Annotated in this window: 21 protein-coding genes and 6 pseudogenes; 13 read left to right on the top strand and 14 right to left on the bottom strand. The window is 70.1% G+C overall.

Annotated elements, in window-relative coordinates:
• Positions 1-18: 18 nt before the first annotated feature.
• A pseudogene (locus ACZ7FF_RS29505) lies at positions 19-506 on the bottom strand (GNAT family N-acetyltransferase).
• A 1,204-nt stretch (positions 507-1,710) separates the two neighbouring features.
• Here ACZ7FF_RS29505 and ACZ7FF_RS29500 point away from each other — a divergent pair.
• Both ACZ7FF_RS29500 and ACZ7FF_RS29495 read left to right on the top strand, forming a co-directional pair.
• On the top strand, positions 1,711-3,774 hold the full coding sequence (locus ACZ7FF_RS29500; protein WP_470815794.1) for a SpoIIE family protein phosphatase: 2,064 nt from the start codon (positions 1,711-1,713) through the stop codon (positions 3,772-3,774).
• Between the two features lie 226 nt (positions 3,775-4,000).
• A complete protein-coding gene (locus ACZ7FF_RS29495; RefSeq protein WP_470815793.1) occupies positions 4,001-4,345 on the top strand; it encodes a YsnF/AvaK domain-containing protein in 345 nt (114 codons plus the stop codon).
• Between the two features lie 434 nt (positions 4,346-4,779).
• Here the strand turns inward: ACZ7FF_RS29495 and ACZ7FF_RS29490 are convergent.
• A pseudogene (locus ACZ7FF_RS29490) lies at positions 4,780-5,768 on the bottom strand (fatty acid desaturase family protein).
• Positions 5,769-5,926: 158 nt separating this feature from the next.
• On the opposite strand from ACZ7FF_RS29490, the pseudogene ACZ7FF_RS29485 reads away from it, so the two are divergent.
• Positions 5,927-6,028: pseudogene (locus tag ACZ7FF_RS29485) on the top strand (ribonuclease BN); the annotation flags it as partial.
• 301 nt (positions 6,029-6,329) lie between these two features.
• Positions 6,330-6,500: pseudogene (locus ACZ7FF_RS29480) on the top strand (cold shock domain-containing protein); the annotation flags it as partial.
• On the opposite strand, the gene ACZ7FF_RS29475 reads toward ACZ7FF_RS29480, so the two are convergent.
• The 4 genes from ACZ7FF_RS29475 to ACZ7FF_RS29460 all read right to left on the bottom strand — a co-directional run bounded on the left by ACZ7FF_RS29475 (position 6,442) and on the right by ACZ7FF_RS29460 (position 8,821).
• Positions 6,442-6,999, bottom strand: a complete 558-nt coding sequence (locus ACZ7FF_RS29475) for a DUF5994 family protein (protein WP_470815792.1) — start codon at positions 6,997-6,999, stop codon at positions 6,442-6,444. The pseudogene ACZ7FF_RS29480 and the gene ACZ7FF_RS29475 sit on opposite strands and share 59 nt — an antisense overlap.
• Before the next feature lie 204 nt (positions 7,000-7,203).
• Positions 7,204-7,569 (bottom strand): hypothetical protein, encoded by a 366-nt coding sequence (locus tag ACZ7FF_RS29470; protein ID WP_358980154.1) that lies wholly within the window; start codon positions 7,567-7,569, stop codon positions 7,204-7,206.
• On the bottom strand, positions 7,569-8,240 hold the full coding sequence (locus ACZ7FF_RS29465; protein WP_358980155.1) for an Asp23/Gls24 family envelope stress response protein: 672 nt from the start codon (positions 8,238-8,240) through the stop codon (positions 7,569-7,571). The genes ACZ7FF_RS29470 and ACZ7FF_RS29465 overlap by 1 nt, the downstream gene beginning before the upstream one ends.
• A complete protein-coding gene (locus ACZ7FF_RS29460; protein WP_470815789.1) occupies positions 8,231-8,821 on the bottom strand; it encodes an RNA polymerase sigma factor in 591 nt (196 codons plus the stop codon). The genes ACZ7FF_RS29465 and ACZ7FF_RS29460 overlap by 10 nt, the downstream gene beginning before the upstream one ends.
• A 157-nt stretch (positions 8,822-8,978) precedes the next feature.
• Here ACZ7FF_RS29460 and ACZ7FF_RS29455 point away from each other — a divergent pair, with 157 nt between their 5' ends.
• The 7 genes and pseudogenes from ACZ7FF_RS29455 (at position 8,979) to ACZ7FF_RS29425 (ending at position 13,240) form a co-directional block, all read left to right on the top strand.
• Positions 8,979-9,467 (top strand): Asp23/Gls24 family envelope stress response protein, encoded by a 489-nt coding sequence (locus ACZ7FF_RS29455; RefSeq protein WP_358980230.1) that lies wholly within the window; start codon positions 8,979-8,981, stop codon positions 9,465-9,467.
• Between the two features lie 84 nt (positions 9,468-9,551).
• Positions 9,552-9,719 carry a hypothetical protein gene (locus tag ACZ7FF_RS29450; RefSeq protein ID WP_358980159.1) on the top strand — a complete coding sequence of 56 codons (168 nt, stop codon included), beginning with the start codon at positions 9,552-9,554 and terminating at the stop codon, positions 9,717-9,719.
• Positions 9,719-10,123, top strand: a complete 405-nt coding sequence (locus ACZ7FF_RS29445; RefSeq protein WP_358980160.1) for an Asp23/Gls24 family envelope stress response protein — start codon at positions 9,719-9,721, stop codon at positions 10,121-10,123. The genes ACZ7FF_RS29450 and ACZ7FF_RS29445 overlap by 1 nt, the downstream gene beginning before the upstream one ends.
• 112 nt (positions 10,124-10,235) lie before the next feature.
• A complete protein-coding gene (locus ACZ7FF_RS29440; RefSeq protein WP_470815787.1) occupies positions 10,236-10,862 on the top strand; it encodes a DUF6286 domain-containing protein in 627 nt (208 codons plus the stop codon).
• Positions 10,863-10,890: 28 nt separating this feature from the next.
• Positions 10,891-11,496 carry an alkaline shock response membrane anchor protein AmaP gene (locus ACZ7FF_RS29435; RefSeq protein WP_470815785.1) on the top strand — a complete coding sequence of 202 codons (606 nt, stop codon included), beginning with the start codon at positions 10,891-10,893 and terminating at the stop codon, positions 11,494-11,496.
• 86 nt (positions 11,497-11,582) lie between these two features.
• The gene (locus ACZ7FF_RS29430; protein WP_351495678.1) at positions 11,583-11,738 is read left to right on the top strand and encodes a DUF6131 family protein; all 156 of its coding nucleotides are present in this window, start codon (positions 11,583-11,585) and stop codon (positions 11,736-11,738) included.
• Between the two features lie 300 nt (positions 11,739-12,038).
• Positions 12,039-13,240: pseudogene (locus ACZ7FF_RS29425) on the top strand (PP2C family protein-serine/threonine phosphatase).
• A 155-nt stretch (positions 13,241-13,395) separates the two neighbouring features.
• Here the strand turns inward: ACZ7FF_RS29425 and ACZ7FF_RS29420 are convergent.
• Both ACZ7FF_RS29420 and ACZ7FF_RS29415 read right to left on the bottom strand, forming a co-directional pair.
• Positions 13,396-13,557, bottom strand: a complete 162-nt coding sequence (locus tag ACZ7FF_RS29420) for a hypothetical protein (protein ID WP_366892773.1) — start codon at positions 13,555-13,557, stop codon at positions 13,396-13,398.
• A 13-nt stretch (positions 13,558-13,570) separates the two neighbouring features.
• A complete protein-coding gene (locus tag ACZ7FF_RS29415) occupies positions 13,571-14,179 on the bottom strand; it encodes a DUF5994 family protein (RefSeq protein ID WP_360514117.1) in 609 nt (202 codons plus the stop codon).
• A 289-nt stretch (positions 14,180-14,468) separates the two neighbouring features.
• On the opposite strand from ACZ7FF_RS29415, the gene ACZ7FF_RS29410 reads away from it, so the two are divergent.
• Positions 14,469-15,737: an ATP-binding protein gene (locus ACZ7FF_RS29410; protein ID WP_470815783.1), complete on the top strand. Its 1,269-nt coding sequence runs from the start codon at positions 14,469-14,471 to the stop codon at positions 15,735-15,737.
• 38 nt (positions 15,738-15,775) lie between these two features.
• Here ACZ7FF_RS29410 and ACZ7FF_RS29405 read toward each other — a convergent pair.
• The 6 genes and pseudogenes from ACZ7FF_RS29405 to ACZ7FF_RS29380 all read right to left on the bottom strand — a co-directional run bounded on the left by ACZ7FF_RS29405 (position 15,776) and on the right by ACZ7FF_RS29380 (position 19,467).
• Positions 15,776-16,265, bottom strand: a pseudogene (locus tag ACZ7FF_RS29405) (DUF5994 family protein).
• A gap of 204 nt (positions 16,266-16,469) precedes the next feature.
• A complete protein-coding gene (locus tag ACZ7FF_RS29400; RefSeq protein WP_470815781.1) occupies positions 16,470-16,994 on the bottom strand; it encodes a hypothetical protein in 525 nt (174 codons plus the stop codon).
• 6 nt (positions 16,995-17,000) lie between these two features.
• Positions 17,001-17,537, bottom strand: a complete 537-nt coding sequence (locus ACZ7FF_RS29395) for a DUF5994 family protein (protein WP_470815779.1) — start codon at positions 17,535-17,537, stop codon at positions 17,001-17,003.
• 189 nt (positions 17,538-17,726) lie between these two features.
• Entirely contained in the window at positions 17,727-18,704 is a 978-nt protein-coding gene (locus ACZ7FF_RS29390) for a magnesium transporter CorA family protein (protein WP_358980173.1), read from the bottom strand.
• Positions 18,705-18,799: 95 nt separating this feature from the next.
• The gene (locus ACZ7FF_RS29385; protein WP_470815777.1) at positions 18,800-19,111 is read right to left on the bottom strand and encodes a transposase; all 312 of its coding nucleotides are present in this window, start codon (positions 19,109-19,111) and stop codon (positions 18,800-18,802) included.
• A gap of 5 nt (positions 19,112-19,116) precedes the next feature.
• Positions 19,117-19,467 (bottom strand): hypothetical protein, encoded by a 351-nt coding sequence (locus ACZ7FF_RS29380; protein WP_470815775.1) that lies wholly within the window; start codon positions 19,465-19,467, stop codon positions 19,117-19,119.
• Between the two features lie 439 nt (positions 19,468-19,906).
• Here ACZ7FF_RS29380 and ACZ7FF_RS29375 point away from each other — a divergent pair, with 439 nt between their 5' ends.
• Complete coding sequence (locus tag ACZ7FF_RS29375; RefSeq protein ID WP_470815773.1) at positions 19,907-21,592, top strand: ribonuclease J; 1,686 nt, start codon at positions 19,907-19,909, stop codon at positions 21,590-21,592.
• Positions 21,593-21,747: the final 155 nt, after the last annotated feature.

Raw genomic sequence — 21,747 nt, 5'->3', positions numbered from 1 at the left:
ACCCACCGGCACACGGCGTTACCCCGAAGGAATGCGAAACTCGAATGCGGGACGGTCCCACGGCACGACGGGCGGGTTCGCAAACACGGTCCCGGTCCGCACCGCACCAACGCGGTGGTAGAAGCCCTCGGCAGGAGGATGCGACACGACCTTGACACGGTCGAGCCCTGCGGCACGCGCCTCGGACTGCAGGTGCGCCACGAGCAGCTGTCCAATACCCCGTCCTTGCGCTTCGTCGGCGACGAACAGCAGGTCGATCTCCGGTGAGCGAGGACGAGCGAGTAGAACCCGAGGACCCGGCCTCCATGCTCGTCGGCGCCGACGGCCACAAAGGCGCGGTGGGTCTCGATGTAATCAGGACCGACCCGGTAGCCCGCGACTGCGGCTGCGTACTTCCCCTCGTAGGCGCCTGAGCCACGCACGAGCCGCGTGAGCCGTTTGGCATCCCGCGCGACGGCCCTCCGTATCGTGATCGGCCGGCTGATCGGGGAAGTGCGTGAACTCATCCGGAGAGTATTTCGCACCGGGGAGTACATTCGGACGACGGGTCGGCTGCTCGGGCAGGCCTTCCTATACCGCTCCAGGGACCGCTCGCCAAGGCCCCGATCGGCCGCGTCACTGCCGCCGAATCGCCGACCGCCAGCAGCACGGGACCCGAACCGCTGCGGAGAAGCCGGAGGAACGGCTGCTGCTCGCCACCGGCTGCCACGCCCGACCGACGTCGAGTAGATGCGCTTCCGGCCGCGGAGGCCGGGTGACCGGCGTCCGCGTAGGCCGACAGGTCACCGGCGGCCGCAACAAACTCCCCAAAAGTCCCGCCGGGATGGTTCCCGACGAGGCTCCGCCGTATCACCCGCTATCACGCAGCTGTCACCAACTGGGCGGGCTCTCCCGGATCTGAAGACCTTGACCTGCGGTTTCGTGCCCGAGAGGAAAGGACTGGACGCCGATGGTGTTCATCGGTGTCTCACTCACCCGCCTGACCCTCTCATCTGTCACGAGATGCCACATCGCCGGGGTGGACCTGGCGGGCCTTACTCCGCTCCGGCACTGCCGGACCCTGCCGACGAGAGCCCAGGTATACGTTGTCCGGCATGTACTCGTGGCCGTGTCGGCAGGGGGCCCTCCGGGCGCGTGCCCTCCCTCAGTCGCTACGGGCAACGCCTTCCTCTTCGTCAGATTCGACCGCGGCTCCAGCGGCACCCGCTCGCCATGTCCGGCGGTGCCTGGACGTCACCGTGGCCGAGGTCGCGCTTTTCGGCGAAGGCACGGTGCCCGCTGCCAGGTGAGGCCGTCGTGCTCGGTGCCTGGGGGATGGGCCTGCGCTGGTGGCGTTCGGGGAACGCCGGTGGTGCGGTGGCGGCGTTTGGCCGACTGGGGGTTGGGGTGTTGCGCTGCTGCAGCCGCCGCCCCGCCGGATCGTTCCGTTGCGTGTGGCCTGGTGGTACCTGACCGCTGAGAACGAGATCCCGATCGGGGGCAGCCGGTTCGCCGTCGCCCGTGCCGCCCACGCCTGTTTCCGGGAGGTCGGAGCTTTTTCGGCGCTGCCCAGCTGCTGGGGCCTGGGGCGCGACGAACGGTATCGGGCGACCGTGCGGCCGCCCGGATCCGGGGGACCATGGAAGCACTGCGAGGTGCGGGGGACACTGGCCACGGCCTGAAGCCGGCGCAGGGCGGCGTGTCGGGCTGGCAGGCGGAGGGAGTGCTTGGATGAGGAAAGCCGATCCCTTCGGTGCCGAGGGTGACCAGCCGGATTCCGGGCCGGGACAGCCGCGTGAGTTGCTGGATCTGCTCAGTGTCGCGGCTGTGCTGCTGGATGCCGAGGGTCGGATCGTGCTGTGGAGCCCGCAGGCCGAGGAGCTGTTCGGCTACACCGCGGCGGAGGCGCTGAGCCAGTACGCGGCGCGGCTGCTGGTCCACGAGCAGAACCTGGACGTGATGATCAGGCTGTTCAGCGAGGTCATGAGGACGGGACAGGGATGGGCCGGCGCCTTCCCCGTCCGGCACAAGGACGGCAGTAGCCGGCTGGTGGAGTTCCGCAACATGCGACTCCTGGACGCCGGGGGTGACTACTACGCCCTGGGCATCGCCACCGACGAGGCAATCCTGCGTCAGGTGGAACGGGACGTGGCCCTGTCCACGCGGCTGGTCTCGCAGTCCCCGATCGGGCTGGCCGTCTTGGACACCGACCTGCGGTACGTGGCCGTCAACCCGGCGCTGGCGCAGATCAACGGCGTCCCTGCCGAAGACCACCTCGGGCGACGAGTCCGCGAGGCCCTGCCGTTCCTGGAGGTCGACGCGGTCGAGGCCGCGCTGCGGCGAGTCCTCACGTCCGGAAAGCCCATCATCGACCAGCACAGCGTGGGACGCACTCCCGCCGACCCCGACAACGATCATGCCTGGTCCGTCTCCTACTACCGGCTCGACGGTCCCGGCGGCCGGGTACTCGGGGTAGCCATCATGTTGGTGGATGTCACCGATCGGCACCGCGCCCGGCAGCGTCTCGCCCTGATCGCCAACGGCTCCGCCCGTATCGGCACCACCTTGGACGTGGAACAGACCGCCCGCGAGCTGGCCGACGTCGCCGTCCCCGAGCTCGCCGACGTGGCGGCGGTGGACATCCTGGATTCCATCCTGAACGACCGCCACCCGACGGCACCCGCGACAGGCAGAGCACTCTTCCGGGCCCTTGCTGTGAAAGCCGCGTACCCCACCGAGGCCGTACGCGCCGCCGACCCTCCCGGCCAGCTCGCCAGCTACGGCGCGGAGCGCCTGGCCACTCAGTGCGTGCGGACCGGCCGCCCCATTCTGATACCCCACGTCGGCGAGCGGGACCTGGCACGTATCGCCCGGGACGCCGAGGCCGCAGCCATCCTGGCCCGCGCCGGCATCCACAGCTATCTCTTGACGCCCCTGATCGCCCGTGGCGAGGTGCTCGGCACCCTGGGCCTCACCCGCGCCCGCAGCCCGCTACCCTTCGACAACGACGACCTCCTCCTGGTCTGTGAATTGGCAGAGCGAGCCGCGGTCTGCATCGACAATGCCCGTCTGTACCAAGGCGCACGCAACACCGCGGTCACTCTCCAGCGCAGCCTGCTGCCCGACCTTCCACCGCAGCAGGCGGGCCTGGAGGTCGCCTCCCGATATCGGCCCGCCGGGACGACCATCGAAGTCGGTGGCGACTGGTTCGATGTCATCCCTCTCGTGGAGGACAAGGTCGCGCTGGTCGTGGGCGATGTGATGGGCAGCGGCATAAGCGCCGCCACCACCATGGGACGCCTGCGCACCGCTACCTCCACCCTGGCCGACGTCGACCTCGCACCGACCGAGGTGCTCCACCACCTCGACAAGATCACCGCTGACCTGGAGCAGTACGCCACCTGCGCCTACGCCATCTACGACCCGCACCGCGCCCTGTGCCACCTCGCTGTCGCCGGGCACCTGCCCCCGGTGCTGATACGCGCGGGCGAGCCCCCCGAACTGCTCGATCTGCCCACCGGCGCACCCCTCGGGGTCGGCGGGGTCGCCTTCGAAGTCACCACCTTCGGCCTGGCCCCCGGCGACCGACTGGTCCTCTACACCGACGGCTTGGTCGAGACCCGCCACCACGCCATCGACGAGCGCCTGGACCTCCTCCTCCAGCTGCTGCACATCCCCGACCGAACCTCGGAAGAGACCTGCGACCGGCTCCTGGACGCACTGCGCGATCCGGACGACCACGACGACGTCGCCATACTCATCGCCCGAGCCCGAGCCCGGCCCCGGCCGCCTTAGAGGTCGCCCGCTACGCCAAGGACAAGGTCAAGGACGCCCCCACCGTTGACGCAGGGGCCGGGGGCCACCTGTCCGAGGACGAAGAACATCGCCTGTACGAGCACTACGGCATCGGCTGGGACGCCGCCTGGCAACAGGCCAAACAGCCCGGCACCGCCCGGCTGGGCCCGCACCGACGCCGAAACCGGAACCGCCGGCACCAGCACCGGCACGGAAGCCACCGGTGATGCACATCGGCACTGAACGCCAGGAGTTCGGCCGGGCCCGGCTGCGCATGTACGTCGTCACCGAAGAGGTGCAGCAGACCGTCTCCGTCCGCCACGAAGAGGTACGCGTCGAACGCGAAACGGTCACCGAATCCAGCTGTGAGGCCACGGCAGGCCCGGACATCACCGAAGCCGGGCCCGAGGTGACGCTGCACGCCGAGCGGCCCGGGGTGGAGACCGAGGCCGGGCCGGTCGAGCGGGTCCGCCTCACCACCGACGAGCGCACCGACGAGGAAACCGTCACCGGCGAGGTCCGCAAGGAGAAGATCGAGACCGACGTACCCGAAGACAAGTGCCGGCGGTGACGACCGTTCCACATGGGCGCAGGGCCTGGCCCCGCCGGCCGACGGTCTTCCCACCCTGCGCCTCCCGCCCAGCCAGACGCTGTCTTCAAGAGGGGCAGCCATGGTGTCGCCTGCTGACAGTGGGCCGCGACAGCGGCATCGAGAGCCTCGCGGATGTCGTCGGGCAGTGTTCCCTCAGCGGGCCAGCCGACGAGTGACCCACTGGAAGGGACCCGCTCGGGGGGTGCCGGTCAGTGGAAGACCTGCCCTCACGCCTGCCCGGGCGACAGCGCGCTACCCAGCGCCGCCGGTGAACGGCCGGTAAAACGCGACGGCGCCACCGCTCATAGCGGCGGCGGTGCCTGTTCTCGCCCGCCCGCTGACGGGTCGGCTGCGGGTTCGGCCCCGCGGATCGGGCAGAGCAGGGTGACACGGCCCCCTGGGGCAGATGGGCGTCATACGTGGGCGGTGCTGGCACGGGCGCGCCGCAGTGGCGCTCCTGCTCGGTGGAGACTGGCGAGTGCTTGCCGGTAGGAGGCGATCAGTCCGGTTTCCAGGTAGTCGACTCCCAGGTCCTGGCAGTAGTGGCGGACGAGGGGCCGGGCCCTGCGCAGGTGGGGGCTGGGCATGCTGGGGAACAGGTGGTGTTCGATCTGGTGGTTCAGGCCGCCCAGGGCGAGGTCGGTGAACCAGCTGCCGCGTACGTTGCGTGCGGTGAGGACCTGGCGGCGCAGGAAGTCGGGGTGGTCGTTGCCGGTCAGGATCGGCATGCCTTTGTGGTTGGGGGCGAAGAGGCAGCCGAGGTACAGGCCGAACAGGCACTGGTGGACGGCGAGGAACGCGATCGCCATGCCTGGCGGGAGGACCAGGAACACTGCGGTCAGGTAGGCGGCGGTGTGCCCGTAGAGCAGCGTGCCGTCCAGGGCGCGGTTCTTCAGGGCGCGGTTGCCCAGTGCTCGCGCGCTGGAGACATGCAGGTTGACCCCTTCGAGCAGGAGCAGGGAAAGAAGAGGAACGCCTGCCGGCGGCCGAGGAGCCTCGGCAGTCCGGTCGCGGCGCGGGCCTGGTCCTGGGACCACACGAGCAGGTCGGGGGCGATGTCGGGGTCGAGGTCCTCGTGGTTGGGGTTGGTGTGGTGGCGGGTGTGTTTGTCCTGCCACCATCCGTAGCCCATGCCGATCGCGGCCCCGGCGATGCGGCCGGACGTCTCGCTGGGCCGGCGCCGGCGGAAGACCTGGCGATGGCCGACGTCGTGGGCGAGCAGAGCGACCTGCCCGAACATCATGGCGAGGTACGCGGCGATCGCCAGGGTCCACCAGCCTGAGCCGATGAGGACGAACGCGCACCAGCCCCCGGCGTAGGCGACGGCCACGGCGATGGAGCGGACCATGTAGGAGCCGGGCCGCCGATTCATCAGGCCGGCCTCGGCGATCTTCTTCGACAGGCGGGCGAAATCACTGCCGCCTGCGGGGGGGCGGCGGACGGGGCGGGGTGTGCGCGGTCATGCTGTCGGCGTGTCCTTCCCGGCCGATGGGCCGCGTCCGTGGGTGTGCCGGATGCGAGGCGGCAGCCGGATACCCACATCCCTGCGGCCGGCACACGCGCGCCTTGTTGCCCGGTGCGGTGGCTACCACGGTCGGGCTGGTCGGTCTCAGGCTCTTCTCCCTGCTCGTCTCGCCGCTGATCGTGTCTGAAGGTCTATCTCCCCGGTCACGGTGATCACGGTGCGGTCGGGGTGCCGCTGTGTCGCCACGGTGAAGTCGTTCATGGTTCGCCCCTCGATCTTCGGGGTCGAGCCCATCACGCCCTCCGGTGAGGAAGGCATCAAGCACGCGGCATGGGCCGCGTAAAGCCGAGCGGGACAACCCGCACCACCTCCCGGACCGAGAGGAATGACCTTCAAGGGCGGCGCGGGGCCTCTCACCAGACCAGGCTGGTGTCCTTGCAACGTTGCACAGGCGGGTCAGGATGCACCAGCCCGCCTCCCGAGGCCGAGCGGTTCCGGGTGTGCGTCGGACACGGGTTCATCGCCCAGGACAACAAAGGCCCGGACGTCTTCGCCCGTTACTCCGAGATCAACGGCAACGGCTACCGGGAACTCGCGGGCGGCGAGCGCGTCAGCTTCGACATCGGGCAGGGACAGAAGGGACCGCAGGCGCAGAACATCGTCCGCGGCCCGCGAGCGAGGGCGAACCACCGGCCGCTGCCACTGCCGCGACGAAGGCTTCGGCCTCATGGATCAGGCCGGTCGCCGTGAGGCTCCGCGACGGGTCGATGGCCGCGGCCATCAGCCGGGCGGCGATGGCAGGCTCTGTCTCCGGTGGGATCACCAGCAGGTCCCAGCGGCCGACGGTATAGGAGAGCAGCAGCAATTTGTGCGGGTCCTGCTCGGCCTCGAACCAGCCGACGTGCACCACGTGCCCTTGGACGGGCACCTTTCGTGGGATGACGGGCCAGAACGTGGGGTTCACCGTTACTCGGGTGATCCGCCCCCACAGCGGATCGAGGACCTCGATGAGCGCCGGAAGCTCCGCCGTCAGGGAGCGGGAGCGGGGCCACCAGGCACCGTCGATCAGGGCCGGAGCGGTTCCGAGAGGTGCCAGGACGAGCCGGAGGGGCGACGAAGAAGGAGTCCGGTCTTCGATCGCGGGCGTCAACAGAATGGTCGCGGTCATGACGCGGACCCAACCCCGGGCCGGTCGTGGCGACCCGGTTGTCGTGAATCGCCGAGAACGACCCGACGTGGAAGCCGGTGTACGGAAAGCTCTCGGTAATCACCAGGGTACTCCTTGTCGGGGCCCGGCGGACCGATGCGGAGCGATGGGTTGAACGAGAGCACGAAGGAGCGACGGTTCGCGGGGCTTGGCCCGCGCCGCCGCTCATGCCGCGTCGTGCCAGGCGGCAATACCGGTCACCGTGACCGCGACGGTGACCGGCTCCGCGACACCGTGGGTGGCGAGGTGGGTGATGAGGGCTGCGGTCACCCGGTCATGGACGTCTCGGGCGATGTCCAGCGCCCGTCGGCCCTCGACAAGGACGCAGCGCACCTCGATGTGCCATCCCGAACCGTCCGGCGCCCGGTCGGCGCGAATGCCGGCCTCGGGCGGCGTGCTGTCCGCCCGGGTGGGCGCGGCGGCTGCCGCGAGGCGCAGGGCAAGGCGGGGTTGCAGGCCTGCCACGCCAGGGACCGCGAGGGCCGCCTCGGCCGCGACGCCGAGGAGCGCGGTGGTGCCGCTGACGGTCATCACGTGCCACCGCCCGTCGGGAGGCGGGGGCCGAGGGTCGGCCCCGGCTCCAGTACGTCGACCACGGCGATGTCGACGGCTGTCACCGTGAGCCCCAGGTCCTGTCCGGCAGCGTGGAGGACCGATCGGCGTACCTGGTGGACCCGGTCGGGCAGCGGGCGGTCGAGGGAGGCGGCCAGGGTCATGGTCACCCGTACGTCGGTGCCGTTGCCCCGGGGTACGAGTCGGCAGGTCGCGGCCCTGGCACCGGGGACCGTGTCCGCGGCCCGCCTCAGCACCTTCGCCGCGGCGCTCTCGGCGATCCGTAGGTCCAGGTGCGGGTCGGCCAGGGGCAGTATCCGCCCGAACCGGACCTCTGCCCTGACGACGTCCATGACCCGGTGGGCGAGTGCGTGCAGGCCCGGAGGGTCCTCGTCGCGCAGCGCCCGGGCGGCCGCGTTCACCGTGGCCAGTCCCTCGGCTGCCTCCCGGCAGTGCGGACAGGCCACCGGGTGCGGGCCCGCGGCCGGCGGTGCGTCCCGCCCCTGTTCCCAGACCTGGCTGAGCAGGCGGCCGCAGGGCAGTACCTCATCGCCTGCGAACGGGGGCACGTCGGCGGCGGCTGAGCCGTTGCGTGGCCCGCCGGCTCCGGGCGGTTCGGGAGGCCGCAGGTGCGGGTCATCTAGCGCCATGGGCCCATCGCCTCCTGCAGGGATCGGCGCGCCCTGAACAGTCTGCCGCGTACCGTCTGCTCGCCGGTACGCGTCACGTGCGCTATCTCCTTGTAGGGCAGGCCCTGCACCTCCCTCAGGATCCAGCAGACCCGCTGTCCGGCGTCCAGTTCGGCGAGTGCTCGGCGCAGGGCGGCCGTGGCCGCATCCTGCTCGGCGGTCCGGGCGGGCTGGCTCCACGCTTCGCCCGCCGCGGGTTCGGCGACGGTTTCCAGAGGGACGGGCGGCGGTCGGCGGTGTCGCATGGTCTGGCATCGGTTGACGGTGATCCGGTACATCCAGGTGTGGAACTCCGCGCCGTGCCGGTATTCCGGCAGGTGGCGCCAGGCGCTGATGAAGGCGTCCTGGACGGCCTCTTCAGCGTCCTGGGGGTTGCCCAGCATGCAGCGGGCCAGGGTCAGCAGGGACCGGCTGTGCCGCTGGACGAGAACGGCGAAGGAGTCCTCGTCCCCCTCGGCCGCCCGCACGGCCAGCAGTCGGTCCGGCAGGTCTCGTACCGACAGGTCGCGCTCCGGCGTTGGGGGAACATCGCTTTCGATCATGGCGCCCCCGTACAAGGTACCGGACCACCCGTGTACCCGACGGGGTGGCATGTGATGCACGCCACATTCTTTGGATGTGAGGAATGTGGCGTCCGTAATGTCCAACGCTTCGAAGGGCGCCGCACCGGTGTCCGAGCGACCGATCGAGGCGACCGCCATGACGGACAACATCACCAGCGTCGGCGGGGGCCGGTCCGAAACGGGCGTGAGCCCGCTCACGGGCCGCACCGGGTCGGGGGCCCCGGCCGAGACACGGGGCAGGACCACCATCGCGGACGGGGTGGTGGCCAAGATCGCGGGCATGGCCGCCCGCGAGGTACCGGGCATCCACAGCCTGGGCGCGGGGATGGCCCGCGCGTTCGGCGCCATGCGGGAACGCGTCCCCGGCACAGGCAGCGGCGGAGTGGTCACCCGCGGCGTCAAGGTCGAGGTCGGGGAACGGCAGGCTGCGGTCGACCTGGACGTCGTCGTCGAGTACGGCGTCTCCATCGTCGACGTCGCGGGCGGCGTACGCATCAATGTCATCAGCGCCGTGGAGCGGATGACGGGCCTGGAGGTCGTGGAGGTGAACATCGCCGTCGACGACGTTCACCTGCCCGACGACGAACGGGAGCAGACCGAACCGGACGAGGGCCGCGTGAGGTGACCGCTGCCGGGACCACCGCCGTGTCCTCGGGCATGAGCGGAGGATCACGGTGAGAGGGACGCTCGTGAGACGGGTGAGTGCACGATGAACACAGCAACGACCGGACTCGCGGCCGGCATGGCCCTCGGCTTCGCCGGCTACTTCGGCGGCTTCTGGGCCTTTCTGCTGGTGCTGGTCCTGGGTACGGCGGGGCTGGTAGTAGGCCTCGTCGTGCAGGGCGACCTCGACGTCCGGTCAGGGAGGCGGCGGTGATGACCCGGCCCGGTGCCCCCGGTGGGTCGTCGGGCCCACCGGCGCCGGCCGCCGGCCTGCCGCCCCCGGCCGAGCGGGGTGCCACAGTCATCCCGGACAGGGTGGTCGCCCGTATCGCCGTCCAGGCCGCACGCGCGGCCCAGTCCCGGCGCGCCGCCGTACCGCCCGATCGGGGCGGACCCGCGGCGCCCCACGCCTCCGCCGCCGTCCGTACCGGATCGGTGCGTCTGCATCTGACCATGGACCTGCCCTACCCCACCGACATCCCCCGTGTCTGCGAGCGGATCCAGCAGGACGTCGCCGAGCGGGTCGCCCAGCTGACCGGGCTGCGGGTGGGAGAGGTACTCCTCACCGTCCGGCGGCTGGTGACCGCCGCCGACCCGAGCCGGGGGCGGGTCCGGTGAGCGGCCACGCGGCCCGGGTCACCGGGCACGCCGTGGAGGAAAGGCGATCGCGATGACGTCCGAGCCACATCCTCCGGGCAGCGGCTCCACGTCGTCCACGCACCGTGCCGCGGTGCCGCTCACGAAAGAGCCCGACCCTCCCGAACGCGACGTGTCCACCTCGGACCTCACGGCCGGTGAGCGCGACGGCGGCCACCGGACCCGTCGCAAGTGGTCCGGGCGCCGCATCACCGCGGCGTCGGTCGCCGCGGTGATTCTCGTGGCCGCGGTCGTGACGCTCGTCGACGTCATAGCCGTACGGGCGGGACGCCCGGCGGCGGCCTGGCGACGGCACCTGGCCGACGAACTGGCCACCCGCCCGGAGGACGACGTGTGGATGTTGACGGGAGCCGCCGTGGCCGCCGCCGTCGGCGTCTGGCTGATCGTCCTGGCCCTCACCCCCGGGGAGCACCGCTGGCTGCCCCTGCGCTCACCCGCCGGCTGCCCGCGCATACGGGCTTTTCTGGACCGCGACGGCGCCGCCGTCCTGCTGCGCGACGCCGCCATGCGGGTCCCCGGCGTCGGCGCGGCGCACGTCCTGGTGCGCCGCCACCGCATCAAAGCCCGCGCGGACGTCCGCTTCCGCGACCCCCGGCGGGTGAAGGACGACCTCACCGCCGTCCTCGGCGAGGAACGCGACCGGCTGGCCCTCGCCCGTCCTCCCCGCATCGCCGTACGGGTGCGGCGACGCACCCGCTGACGCAAGACCCGCCGCACCGGAGCCCGCCATGACGCCGCGATCCGCACTCAACCGCACTCTGCTGGCCCTCGTCGGACTGGTCCTCCTCGGCGGCGGACTGCTCATCCTCTTCGCCGGACTCGACCTCTACCGGCGGCACGATCTGGCCCCGCCCGCCGGCTGGCCCCTGACCCGCCCGGCAGACGTCCTGCTCGGCTCCGCCGACCGGGTCCGCTGGAGCAGCCAGGGCTGGTGGTGGCCCGCGGTCATCGCCGCCCTCGTCGTCGCGGCTCTGCTCGCCCTGTGCTGGCTGCTCGCCCAGCTGAGCCGACGTCGCCCCGGCTCCCTGCCCGTCGGCGGCACACCCCCGCAGGAGGGCGTCGAACTGCGCGACCGCGCACTCGGTGACGCGATCGCGACCGAGGCCGGTGCCCTGCCGGGGGTCGGCCATGCGGTCGTACACATCACCGGCCGACCGGCCCGCCACCGCACCCTCGTCAAGCTCACCCTCACCCCCGAGGGCACCCCCGGCGCCACTCTCGGTGCCCTGTGTGAAGGCCCGCTCCGCACCGCCCGGCGGTCCACCGGCGTTGCTGACATGCCCACCGAGGTCCGCCTGCAGGTCGCCCGCCACAAGCCACACCGGGTGGAGTAGGGAAGGGATCGACCGTTCCCACCTCAACGCGCTTTCAGTCCCTCGTAGTTCGCAGGGACTCAGCACTGTTTCCCGAAGGAGAGATCATGATCATCCTGGGCATCATTCTGCTCGTCGTCGGCTTCCTCACCGGGATATCCATCCTGTGGACCATCGGGATCATCCTGCTGGTCGTCGGAGCCATCCTGTGGATCCTCGGCGCGATGGGACACGCCGTCGCCGGTCGACGCCACTACTGGTAGTCGGGATCCTGCCCCACAGGCAGTGAGCCGAGCCGGCAGGGCGGCCGACGGCGCGGACCCCTCGAAACGTTCGTGGCGCCGGAGAGGTCGATCCGGCAGAGGTCGCCGCCGGCGCCGACCGGCCGCCGCGGCTCGGACACGGAGCGCACGAGCACACGGCCGACTCGATGGGAGTCGGTGGGTCGGCCCCCGCGATCCGGGCGGAAGTCCCACGCCGCCTCGGCCGGTGAGTCTCTGTCGGGAGTCGTATGCACAGCGCCTTCGTGAAGATCCGCCGGAACGTCCCCCGGGGCCACGGCGATGACGGACCGTGAGCGACAGGAACCCGGGGAAGGCTCCGCCCGGTCGGAGCACTTCGGGGAGGAGTTTCCGGGAGTCCTGCTCGACCAGGGACACGAGTTGCCACCGCACCGGCTCGGTCCGCTCGTCGCACGGCAGTCGGCAGGCTCGACGGCCGCGAGACCTCGCTCTTCTTGCAGGACTACGGCCAGGTGTGGCTGGTTCCCCTGCCGGGTGACGGGCTGGCGTCTGGGGAACCCCGGCCGATCGACGGCTCCGACGTCGGCCGTGCCTTCCGGGAAGCGCGTCCCGTGGAGGTGCCGCAGGCCGACGGTGTGCGGATCTACCTGCCTCTGCTGGACGGTGGCGACCAGGTGGGCGTCATGGCCGTCACCCTGGACCGAATTCACGACGACGAGCGGCGGCTGCTGCGCCGACTCGCCTCGCTCGTGGCCGACATGCTGGTGACCAAGCACGGTTACACCGATCTGTTCTTCCGGCTGCGCCGCAGAGAACCGATGAGTGTGGCGGCGGAGATCCAGTGGTCGCTGCTGCCACCGCTGGCGATGTTCACGCCCCGGGTCGAGCCGGCCGGAAGGCTGGAACCCGCCTACGACGTGGCCGGCGACAGCTTCGACTACGCCCTCAACGGCGATGTCCTGCATGTGGCCATGGTCGACGCGATGGGCCACGGGCTGGATGCCGCCACGATGGCCACGGTGGTCATCGGAGCCTACCGGCATGCCCGGCGCATCAGCGTCGGCCTGTCGGAGATCTATGCGTTCATGGATCGGGCCGTCGCCGTGCAGTTCGGCCCCGACCACTTCGTGACCGCACAGATGATGCGGCTCGACACGGTCACGGGCAGGCTTCAGTGGGTCAACGCCGGACATCCCGCTCCTCTGCTGATCCGTGGACACCGTGTCGTACGACGGCTGCAGGGCCCGACGACGCTGCCCGTCGGCTTCGGCGGTCACGAGCCCCGGATCAGTGAAGTGACCCTTGAGCCCGGCGAGCGGATCATGTGCTTCACCGACGGACTGATCGAGGAGCGCGATGTCGGCGGTGAGGAATTCGGTGAGGAACAGCTCATCGACTGGGTGAACCGCCTTGGACCCCCGGCGCGGCAGATCCGGACGGTGGCGCGCAGCCTCTCCCACACGCTCCAACGGGCGCGGGGCGGGATCACGCCGGACGACGCGACGCTCCTGCTGATCGAATGACGCGGGGGCGCCACCGACTATCTCGCCCTCCTGGAGTGAGCCGGCAGCCGCACCACCAGGGACATGGCCGACGACACGCTGACCGTTACGCTCCCGCCGATGTCTACGAACGTCCTACCGGCGGAGCCGGCTCCGCGATCCTCCTTGGAGCGGGTTCACTTCTCCGTGCGGTGCCATGGCGAGAACCGCCACCGCCGGGTACGGCCGGAGGCAAGGGTCTCCATGCGGTCATCGTGACTCGCGGTGAACAGCTGAATCACGATCACACCAAAGACGATCATCGCGAGGAGCACACTCACCGTCACCAGGGTGCCCATGTATCTCACACTCCTACTGCCGGGCTGGCATGTGGCCGGTGACCGGTCCGTCAGGAGTACGCGACGCGGGGCGCCGCGCGTCGTGTCCGCCTTCGGCGTCCCAGACCGCCTCCCGGAGAGAGTCCGAGTCGGCCACTGCCGCTGCCTCTGCCTCCGCCGCTGCCCGCAAACGTTCGGCCTCACGCATCAGGCCGGTCGCCGTGAGGCTCCGCGACGGGTCGGTGGCCGTGGCCATGAGCCGGGCCGCGGTGGCCGGCGCTGTCTCCGGTGGGATCACCAGCAGGTTCCAACAGCCGAACGTGTAGGACAGCAGCAACAGCTTGTGCGGGTCTTGCCCGGCGGGCGACCAGCCGACGCGCACCATGTGGCCGTGCGCGGGCACTTCTCCCGGAATCACCGGCCAGAACGTGCGGCTCACCGCTATCCGGGTGATCCGCCCCCACAGCGGGTCGAGACGTTCGACGAGCGCCGGGAGCTGCTCCGTCAGGCTGCGCGAACGGGGCCACCAGGCACCGTCGATCAGGGCCGGAGGGGCGCCGACCGGCGCCAGCGTGAGTCGGAGCGGTGACGAAGAAGGGGCCTGGCCTCCGACTGCGGGTGTGAACGGAATGGTCGCGGTCATGGCGCGGACCCAACCCCGGACCGGTCACGGCCGGCCCGGTTGTCATCACTCGCCGAGAACGACCCGGCGTGGAAGCCGGTGTACGAGATGCTCTCGGTAATCACAAGGATACTCCTCGCCGAGGCCCGGCGGACTGATGGGGAGCGACGGGCCGAACGGAACACGAGACGTGACCCGACTGCGGCCCGAGCGATCCGTGCCACCAGGGAGGACTCGTGACCGTCGCCTGTCGCGCGTCCTGCGGGCATCGGCTGATGATGGGAGTACGGCCGAACACGCGGAGCTGGTCATGACGGGTTGGCGCGTCAGGGACTACACACAGGACGATCTCGAAGCGCTGATCCGTGTCGACATGGAGAGCGGCACCACCGAGGAGCCGCCGCTCTTCCCTCTCTCGGACGCCGTGACGGCCCTCCAGACCCGTCACCCGGCTGTGGTGGCCACGGCCGACGACGTGCTGATCGGCGCCGCGGTGAGCAGGGTGGAGGGCGAACGGGCATGGATCCTGCGCATCTGCCTGGCGCCCACCTGGCGGCAGCGCGGGCTAGGCAGTGCCCTGATCACCGCCCTTGAGCAACGGCTCTTCGCCGCCGGCGTCCGCGCGGTGCACGCCGCCCTGCCCGAGGGCGAGACCGGTGCCACCGCCCTGCGCAACTGCGACTTCGGCGCCCGCCCCGGGCTGGTCTTCTTCGAAAAGCGCGGGCCGGTGACCCCGCAGTCGGCCGGCACGCTGTCCTCGCTCGGAGCGGAGCTGCCACCGGGGGGACTGTGGCAGAAGGTCGCGGGCATGCAACGGGAGAAGCGGCTCATCGAGCGGCGCCTGGTCCTGCCGCTGGCCCATCCCGAACTGGCCGCCCAGCACGGAGTGGAACTGCCACGGGCGGTGATGCTGTTCGGCCCGCCCGGGACCGGCAAGAGCACGTTCACGCACGCGATCGCCAGCCGCCTGGGATGGCCCTTCCTCGAACTGTTCCCCGCCCGTCTGGCCGCCGAGTACGGCCTGGCGACCGGGCTCAACCGGCGCTTCGACGAGATCGCCCGGCTCGACCGCGTCCTCGTCTTCATCGACGAGGTCGAGGAGATCGCCGGCGAACGCGGCGGCGCGGACGCGACCGCTGTCGGCGTCGTCAACGAACTGCTCAAAGCGATCGTCCGGTTCCGTAGCCAGGACGGGCGGCTGCTCGTCTGCGCCACGAACAACGTCACCACGCTCGACTCCGCGTTCCTGCGCCACGGCCGCTTCGACTACGTCCTCCCGATCGGCCCTCCCGACCACACCGCCAGGACCGCACTGTGGGCGAGCTACCTGGCCCGTGCGGGGGCGCAGGCCGACAGCGCGGTACTCGCGTCCGCCAGCGAGGGGTTCACCCCCGCTGACATCGCCCATGCGGCGCGAACCGTCTCCCAGGCCCAGTTCGAGCTCACCTTCGACACCGGAACCCGGACCACCCCCACCACCGACGACTACCTGGACACGATCCGCGACACCAGGCCCACGGTCAGCGCCGCCATGGCTCAGGAATTCGCCCAGCAGACCGAGAAGTTCGCCCGCATCTAGGGTCCAGGCCGACGGGGAGTCGATCCGCGACGGACGTGTCAGGCCGGCGTAGACGGCGTGTCACCGCCCGTATCGATGAGGATCTGATGGGCCTCGGTGACGTTGTCGGCCCGTACGGCCCTGGTCATCGCGGCGCGTGCCGCGTCGGGCGACGTGCCCGGAGGGACCAGCATCAGGGAGAAATGGTCCCGGTCGCCCCGGGTGACGAGGACGGTGTCGTCACCGACCGGGAAGGAGTCGATGTGGACGACTCGGCCGTCGACCATCACCCGGGGCGGCAGTCCGTCCCAGGCGCTCCCGTCCAGACCGACCCGGGTGATGGGCCCGAGATGCTCGGTCAACGCGGAGATCAGCGAGGGGAGCTCGGCACCTATGTCCCGGGACCGCGGCCACCATGCGCCGTCCAGGATTCCCTACGCGCGCGTGCGTCGTCTCCAGCCTCAGCAGGGCCGTCCCCGGTCTCACGGGCCGGTGAACGGCGTCCGGCAGGAGCCGGGGGAGATGATCGGAGGTGTCCGAGTCGGCCATGATGTCCGCCCGTCGTAAAGGTCAGTGCCACCGCGGAGCATGCGACCGCGTACGACCCTGCTCCCTCACCGTACTCCGCACGACGCTCGCGCGAGCACCTCACCGCACGGCGCGGTCACGGAAACGGGCAACGCCAAAGGGACTGATCCGACAGGAAGAATCCTTGCGAAGTTTCGCTTCGGTCCGAGAAAGCGACGCGGCGGCTCAGCCACGTCCTTCCTCTTCCGTCTCCATCTGCCGGATCCCCTGGTGCGTCAGCGTGATCATCGCGGGTGTGTTGCCCCTCCCCCAGTCCACGACGACCCAGCCTTCGCCCGCCAGGTACATGCAGGCAGCGGCCATGTCCTGCTCAGGGATGCCGAGGTCGGTGCGGAGCTTCGCCCCGTCGACGCCCAGGAGGCGATCGCCCTCGGCGGCTTGGTACAGAGCCTGCATGATCCTCTCGCGGTACGTCTTCCGGTCTCGCAAAATCGCCATGACGCGCCTTCCTCTGCCGTCCGTCGGGCCGAAGTCGATGTCATTTGCGGCAGCCGTCGCGGTGGGGCGCATCGGAAGGCTCGCGTCCACCGTCGACCGACGGCGCCTCCGGGGCCGACGCCCGACCCCCGGCAGAACATCGCTGTAGTGGAAGGCAGCGATCCGTTCGTCGTGCTGACCGTTGAGCTGGTGGATCAGAACGACTCCGACGGCGATCAGGACGACCAGCACGGCCACGGCGACGACGAGCACGGGATCTCACCTCCGCCGACCGGCGGGCGAGGGCCCCGCCGAGCCGGTGGGCCGGGGCAGGGACGACGGTCGACCTGCTCCGCCTTCGGCCTCCCAGGCTTCCTCCCTGTTTCGTGCATCGATCCTGTCTGCCGCTTGCTCCCGGGCCGGGACATCGATGCCGTCGCCTGCCATCAGCTGCGCGGCGGCGTCAGCACCGGTTTCCGGCGGAATCACCAGCACGTCCCGGTGGCCGTCAGCGGAGAGGAGAGTGAGTCTGTGCGGATCCTGCTCCTCGGTGGACCAGTCCACCTGCACGGTGCGCCCGGCGTCGGACACCCAGTGCGGCAGGACGGGCCAGTAGGCCGGGTGCACGGTGACACCCGTGATACGACCCCAGAGATCGCCCAGCGCGGCCGTCAGGGTGGGCAGCTCACGGGTGAGGGCACGGGAGCGAGGCCACCACATTCCGTCCAGCCCGCCCGGCGCTGGGCTCAGGGACAGCCGGGCCGCCGGCGGCGGCGTGCGCCTGCTCGATGTCGTACGGTCAATGGTCACGGCCATGGCGCGGACCTGTCCCCGGGCTCGTGGGTGCGGCCCGGCGCCGTCGATCACCGGAAACGGCACCCGCAGCGGAGCCGGTGCGCGAAAAACTCCCGGTGCCTTCACACTACTCCGCTCACCGGCCCAAAAAGCCCGGGATGACCAGGCAGTTTCCCGCCTTCGGGACCTGGTCGCCGGTGCCGGTGCAGGTCAGAGCCAGTCCTTGCGCTTGAACGTCAGATACAGCAATGCGGACAGGAGCACGATGACGGCGGCGGAGGTGATGAATCCCGACTCGCGGCCGAAACCGGGATAGGGGAGGTTCTGGCCGTAGTAGCCGGTGATCGCGGTGGGAACGGCGATGATCGCGGCCCAGCTCGTCACCTTCTTCATGATCAGATTCATGCTGTTGGCCTGGACCGAGAGGTTCGTCTCCATGACCGAGGCCACCAGGTCCCGCAGTGATTCCGTCCACTCGGTCGCACGCAGCACGTGGTCGTAGACGTCCTGGTAGTACGGGACGAGAGGGTCGGTGATCAGGTGCAGGCCGGGGCGCATGAGCCCGTTGACCACCTCGCGCATCGGAAGCACGACGCGGCGCAGCCGGACGAGTGATTTGCGCAGTGCGAAGACCCGGCGCTGCACGGCTTCGATCTCACGGCGCCCGGCCGCGAAGAGCAGGCCCTCCAGCTCCTCGATGCTGTCGTCCAGTTGCTGGACGGCGGCGAAGTGTCCGTCCACGAGATGGTCGAGCAGACCGTGCAGCAGGAATCCGACGCCGTGGCCGGCCAGGTCCGGGCTCTCGTCCCAGCGGGCGACGACGTCCTCGATGTCGAGACCGTCGTCCTTGCGGACGGTGATCATGGCCTGGCCGGTGAGGAACACGGCGATCTCGCTGTACGTCAGCTGCGCACCGTCCGGGCTGACGGTCACGGCATAGGCGCTGAGGAACTCGTGGGTGCGATAGCGGTCGAGTTTCGGCCGCTGTCCACGCTGGGCGGCATCTTCCAGAGCCAGTTCGTGGATGCCGAACTCCTGACCGAGCATGGTGAGTTCAGCGGCTCCGGGCCGGTGCAGGTCCAGCCACAGGACCGACGCCGGATCAGCGAGATGCGCAGGGACGTCACCGACGGGAAAGTCCTCCAGGACCAGAGTGCCGTCGTGATACAGCCGGGTACGCGTCACCATGACCCGAGGCTAGTGTCTTATATCCCTTCCATGCCGTTTCGCCCCGATTGCCAGCGCGGAGGTTCATCGACAGCGGCCACCCTCCGGGGACGCCCCTATAACGCGGGTGTGCGGGCAACCGGTCTGACCAGGTTGAATACCTCGCGGGCTGCGTATCGCTTGAGACATCGGATGATCTCGCGTCGGGTCTTGCCTTCCTGGGTGCGGCGTTCGTAGTACGCCTGGGTGCGCGGGTCATGGCGCAGGCGGGTGAAGACGATGCGGTGCAGGGCCGCGTTCGCCTGGCGGTCGCCGCCGTAATTGAGCCGACGTGTGCTCCGCCGGCCGGAGGAGTACTCGATGGGGCTGACTCCGCAAAGGGCAGCAAAGGACGCCTCAGTCTTCAGTCGCTCGGGGTTGTCCCCCATGGTGATCAGGAGAGTGACGGCACTGTCCGGGCCGATGCCACCGGTACAAGTAGCTGTGGGGCGTGGGCTTCGACGAGCCGGGTCAGGCACTGGTTCAGCTCATCGATCTGCCCGGTGAACTGTTCGATGCGCTCGGCGAGCATGCACAACGTCAGGTGGGTGGCATGGGTCACCGCGTCCTCGTCTCCCCCACCGCCGGATAGGCCGAGGCGTGCGAACGTGCGGAACAGCTCGCGGTTGCCCAGGCTGGACAGCCGTTCCCGCAGGGCGGGATCGGCGATGACCAGGACGGCTTTGAGCTGGTTGATCGCCTGGGTGCGGGCCTTGACCGCACAACCCTTGGCGAGCTTGTACATGCGGGCGAACTGCAACGGCGCATCGCACGGACTTGGCCCGGGCACGCGCCCGCCCTCTCAGCACCGCCCGGGCCGTGTTCTGGGCATCGCGCGGATCCGACTTGCCGCGCCGACGACGGTTCGGTTCGGTCGGGCAGAGCCGGTTCACGTCGTTCCACATCCTGGGCCAGCATGCAGCGGGCCAGGGCCGCCCCGATGGAGCTGGCTTCCGACCCGATGGCTCATCGCGTAGTTGGCACCAACCGCACGGATGGTCAGAACAGTGACGGCGCCTGGTCGGGCACGCCCCTGTCGAGACAGACCCTTCGGCATCAGCAGCGGACCATCACCGGCCAGCGGTCGGCGAGCGGCAGTACGTCGTCGGCGGCGGTTCGTATCGAGCGCTCAGGTCCCGCAGGCAGTGGATCATCCTGTCCCGCTCTCCGGGTACCGTCAGGGTATGAGTCATCCGCACCCCGACCTGAAAGCCGCCCCGCCTCTTCCCGAAGGGGGGCTGCGGGTCATCGCCCTGGGCGGCCTCGGTGAGATCGGCCGCAACATGACCGTCTTCGAGCACGCCGGCAAGCTGCTCATCGTCGACTGCGGCGTACTGTTCCCCGAGGAGACCCAGCCCGGCGTGGACGTGATCCTGCCGGACTTCACCTCGATCCGGGACCGGCTGGACGACGTCGTGGGCATTGTCCTCACCCACGGCCACGAGGACCACATCGGCGGCGTACCGTACCTGCTGCGCGAACGGCGCGACATCCCCGTCATCGGGTCCAAGCTGACGCTGGCGTTCTTGGAGGCCAAGCTCAAGGAACACGGCATCCGGCCCCGCACGGTACGGGTGCGGGAGGGCGACCGGCGTGGCCTGGGACCCTTCGACTGCGAGTTCGTGGCGGTCAACCACTCCATCCCCGACAGTCTCGCCGTCGCGATCCGCACCCGGGCCGGGATGGTGCTGCACACCGGCGACTTCAAGATGGACCAGTTCCCTCTCGACGACCGCATCACCGATCTGCGTGCCTTCGCCCGCCTCGGTGAGGAGGGCGTGGACCTGTTCCTCACCGACTCCACCAACGCCGAAGTACCCGGCTTCACCACCTCCGAGCGGGAGCTGAACCCGGCGATCGAGCAGGTGATGCGCACCGCGCCGCGCCGGGTCATCGTCTCCAGCTTCGCCAGCCACGTGCACCGCATCCAGCAGGTCCTGGACGCCGCCCACCAGCACGGCCGCAAGGTCGCCTTCGTCGGCCGGTCGATGGTCCGTAACATGGGCATCGCCCGTGACCTGGGCTATCTGAAGGTCCCCTCCGGTCTGGTCGTGAGCACGAAGGAGCTGGAGAAGCTCCCGGACCACAAGATCACTCTGGTGTGCACCGGCTCCCAGGGCGAGCCGATGGCCGCGCTGTCACGGATGGCCAACCGCGACCACATGATCCGCATCGGCAAGGGCGACACCGTCCTGCTCGCCAGCTCCCTCATCCCCGGCAACGAGAACGCCATCTACCGGGTCATCAACGGACTCACCCGGTGGGGCGCCCACGTCGTCCACAAGGGCAACGCCAAGGTGCACGTCTCCGGGCACGCCAGCGCGGGCGAACTCGTCTACTGCTACAACATCGTCAAGCCCCGCAACGTCATGCCCGTGCACGGCGAATGGCGCCACCTGCGGGCCAACGGCGACCTCGCCATCCGTACCGGTGTCGACCCCGAGCGGGTCGTCATCGCCGAGGACGGCGTCGTCGTCGACCTGGTCGACGGGCGCGCGTCCATCACCGGCAAGGTCCCCGCCGGCAACGTCTACGTGGATGGCATGGAAGTCGGCGGCGCCACCGAGGCGTCCCTCAAGGACCGCCTCACCCTCGCCGCCGAAGGCGTGGTCACGGTGGTGGCGATCGTCGACGCGGACACCGGCGCCCTCGCCGAGGCGCCCGACTTCCTGGCCCGGGGTTTCGTCCACGACGACACCACCTTCGAGCCGGTCATCCCCGTCATCGAGAAGACCCTGGCCACCGCGGCCGAGGAAGGCGTCGGGGACGCCCGCCAACTCGAACAGCTCGTCGCCCGCGCCGTGGCGAACTGGGCGTTCCGCACCCACCGCCGCAAGCCCCTCATCATCCCCGTCATCATCGACGCCTGAGCCTCAGCCCGGCAGCACGGTCCCGTTCCGGCCGCGGCGCCGCTGGCATCGAGGTCGGGCACAGGGTCGGCAGCCACCCCCAGCAGGTCGGGGTGGCACCGCACTCCACATGAGGAGTCATCGAAAACACCTCGCCGGAGGCGGAACGCATGAGT

This window comes from Streptomyces sp. NPDC037126 (genome assembly GCF_055605965.1).
Note: the sequence above shows the minus strand (reverse complement) of the source record. Positions and strands in the feature narration are given on the sequence as shown.

Excerpts from the sequence above, each read along its gene's own strand:
- ACZ7FF_RS29500 (WP_470815794.1), top strand. The coding sequence starts at position 1,711 with ATGAGGAAAGCCGATCCCTTCGGTGCCGAGGGTGACCAGCCGGATTCC.
- ACZ7FF_RS29420 (WP_366892773.1), bottom strand. The coding sequence starts at position 13,557 with ATGGGCACCCTGGTGACGGTGAGTGTGCTCCTCGCGATGATCGTCTTT.
- ACZ7FF_RS29435 (WP_470815785.1), top strand. The coding sequence starts at position 10,891 with ATGACGCCGCGATCCGCACTCAACCGCACTCTGCTGGCCCTCGTCGGA.
- ACZ7FF_RS29375 (WP_470815773.1), top strand. The coding sequence starts at position 19,907 with ATGAGTCATCCGCACCCCGACCTGAAAGCCGCCCCGCCTCTTCCCGAA.
- ACZ7FF_RS29450 (WP_358980159.1), top strand. The coding sequence starts at position 9,552 with ATGAACACAGCAACGACCGGACTCGCGGCCGGCATGGCCCTCGGCTTC.
- ACZ7FF_RS29390 (WP_358980173.1), bottom strand. The coding sequence starts at position 18,704 with ATGGTGACGCGTACCCGGCTGTATCACGACGGCACTCTGGTCCTGGAG.
- ACZ7FF_RS29430 (WP_351495678.1), top strand. The coding sequence starts at position 11,583 with ATGATCATCCTGGGCATCATTCTGCTCGTCGTCGGCTTCCTCACCGGG.
- ACZ7FF_RS29415 (WP_360514117.1), bottom strand. The coding sequence starts at position 14,179 with ATGACCGCGACCATTCCGTTCACACCCGCAGTCGGAGGCCAGGCCCCT.
- ACZ7FF_RS29465 (WP_358980155.1), bottom strand. The coding sequence starts at position 8,240 with ATGGCGCTAGATGACCCGCACCTGCGGCCTCCCGAACCGCCCGGAGCC.
- ACZ7FF_RS29410 (WP_470815783.1), top strand. The coding sequence starts at position 14,469 with ATGACGGGTTGGCGCGTCAGGGACTACACACAGGACGATCTCGAAGCG.
- ACZ7FF_RS29445 (WP_358980160.1), top strand. The coding sequence starts at position 9,719 with ATGACCCGGCCCGGTGCCCCCGGTGGGTCGTCGGGCCCACCGGCGCCG.
- ACZ7FF_RS29495 (WP_470815793.1), top strand. The coding sequence starts at position 4,001 with ATGCACATCGGCACTGAACGCCAGGAGTTCGGCCGGGCCCGGCTGCGC.
- ACZ7FF_RS29395 (WP_470815779.1), bottom strand. The coding sequence starts at position 17,537 with ATGGCCGTGACCATTGACCGTACGACATCGAGCAGGCGCACGCCGCCG.
- ACZ7FF_RS29475 (WP_470815792.1), bottom strand. The coding sequence starts at position 6,999 with ATGACCGCGACCATTCTGTTGACGCCCGCGATCGAAGACCGGACTCCT.
- ACZ7FF_RS29380 (WP_470815775.1), bottom strand. The coding sequence starts at position 19,467 with ATGTACAAGCTCGCCAAGGGTTGTGCGGTCAAGGCCCGCACCCAGGCG.
- ACZ7FF_RS29455 (WP_358980230.1), top strand. The coding sequence starts at position 8,979 with ATGACGGACAACATCACCAGCGTCGGCGGGGGCCGGTCCGAAACGGGC.
- ACZ7FF_RS29460 (WP_470815789.1), bottom strand. The coding sequence starts at position 8,821 with ATGATCGAAAGCGATGTTCCCCCAACGCCGGAGCGCGACCTGTCGGTA.
- ACZ7FF_RS29470 (WP_358980154.1), bottom strand. The coding sequence starts at position 7,569 with ATGACCGTCAGCGGCACCACCGCGCTCCTCGGCGTCGCGGCCGAGGCG.
- ACZ7FF_RS29385 (WP_470815777.1), bottom strand. The coding sequence starts at position 19,111 with ATGGGGGACAACCCCGAGCGACTGAAGACTGAGGCGTCCTTTGCTGCC.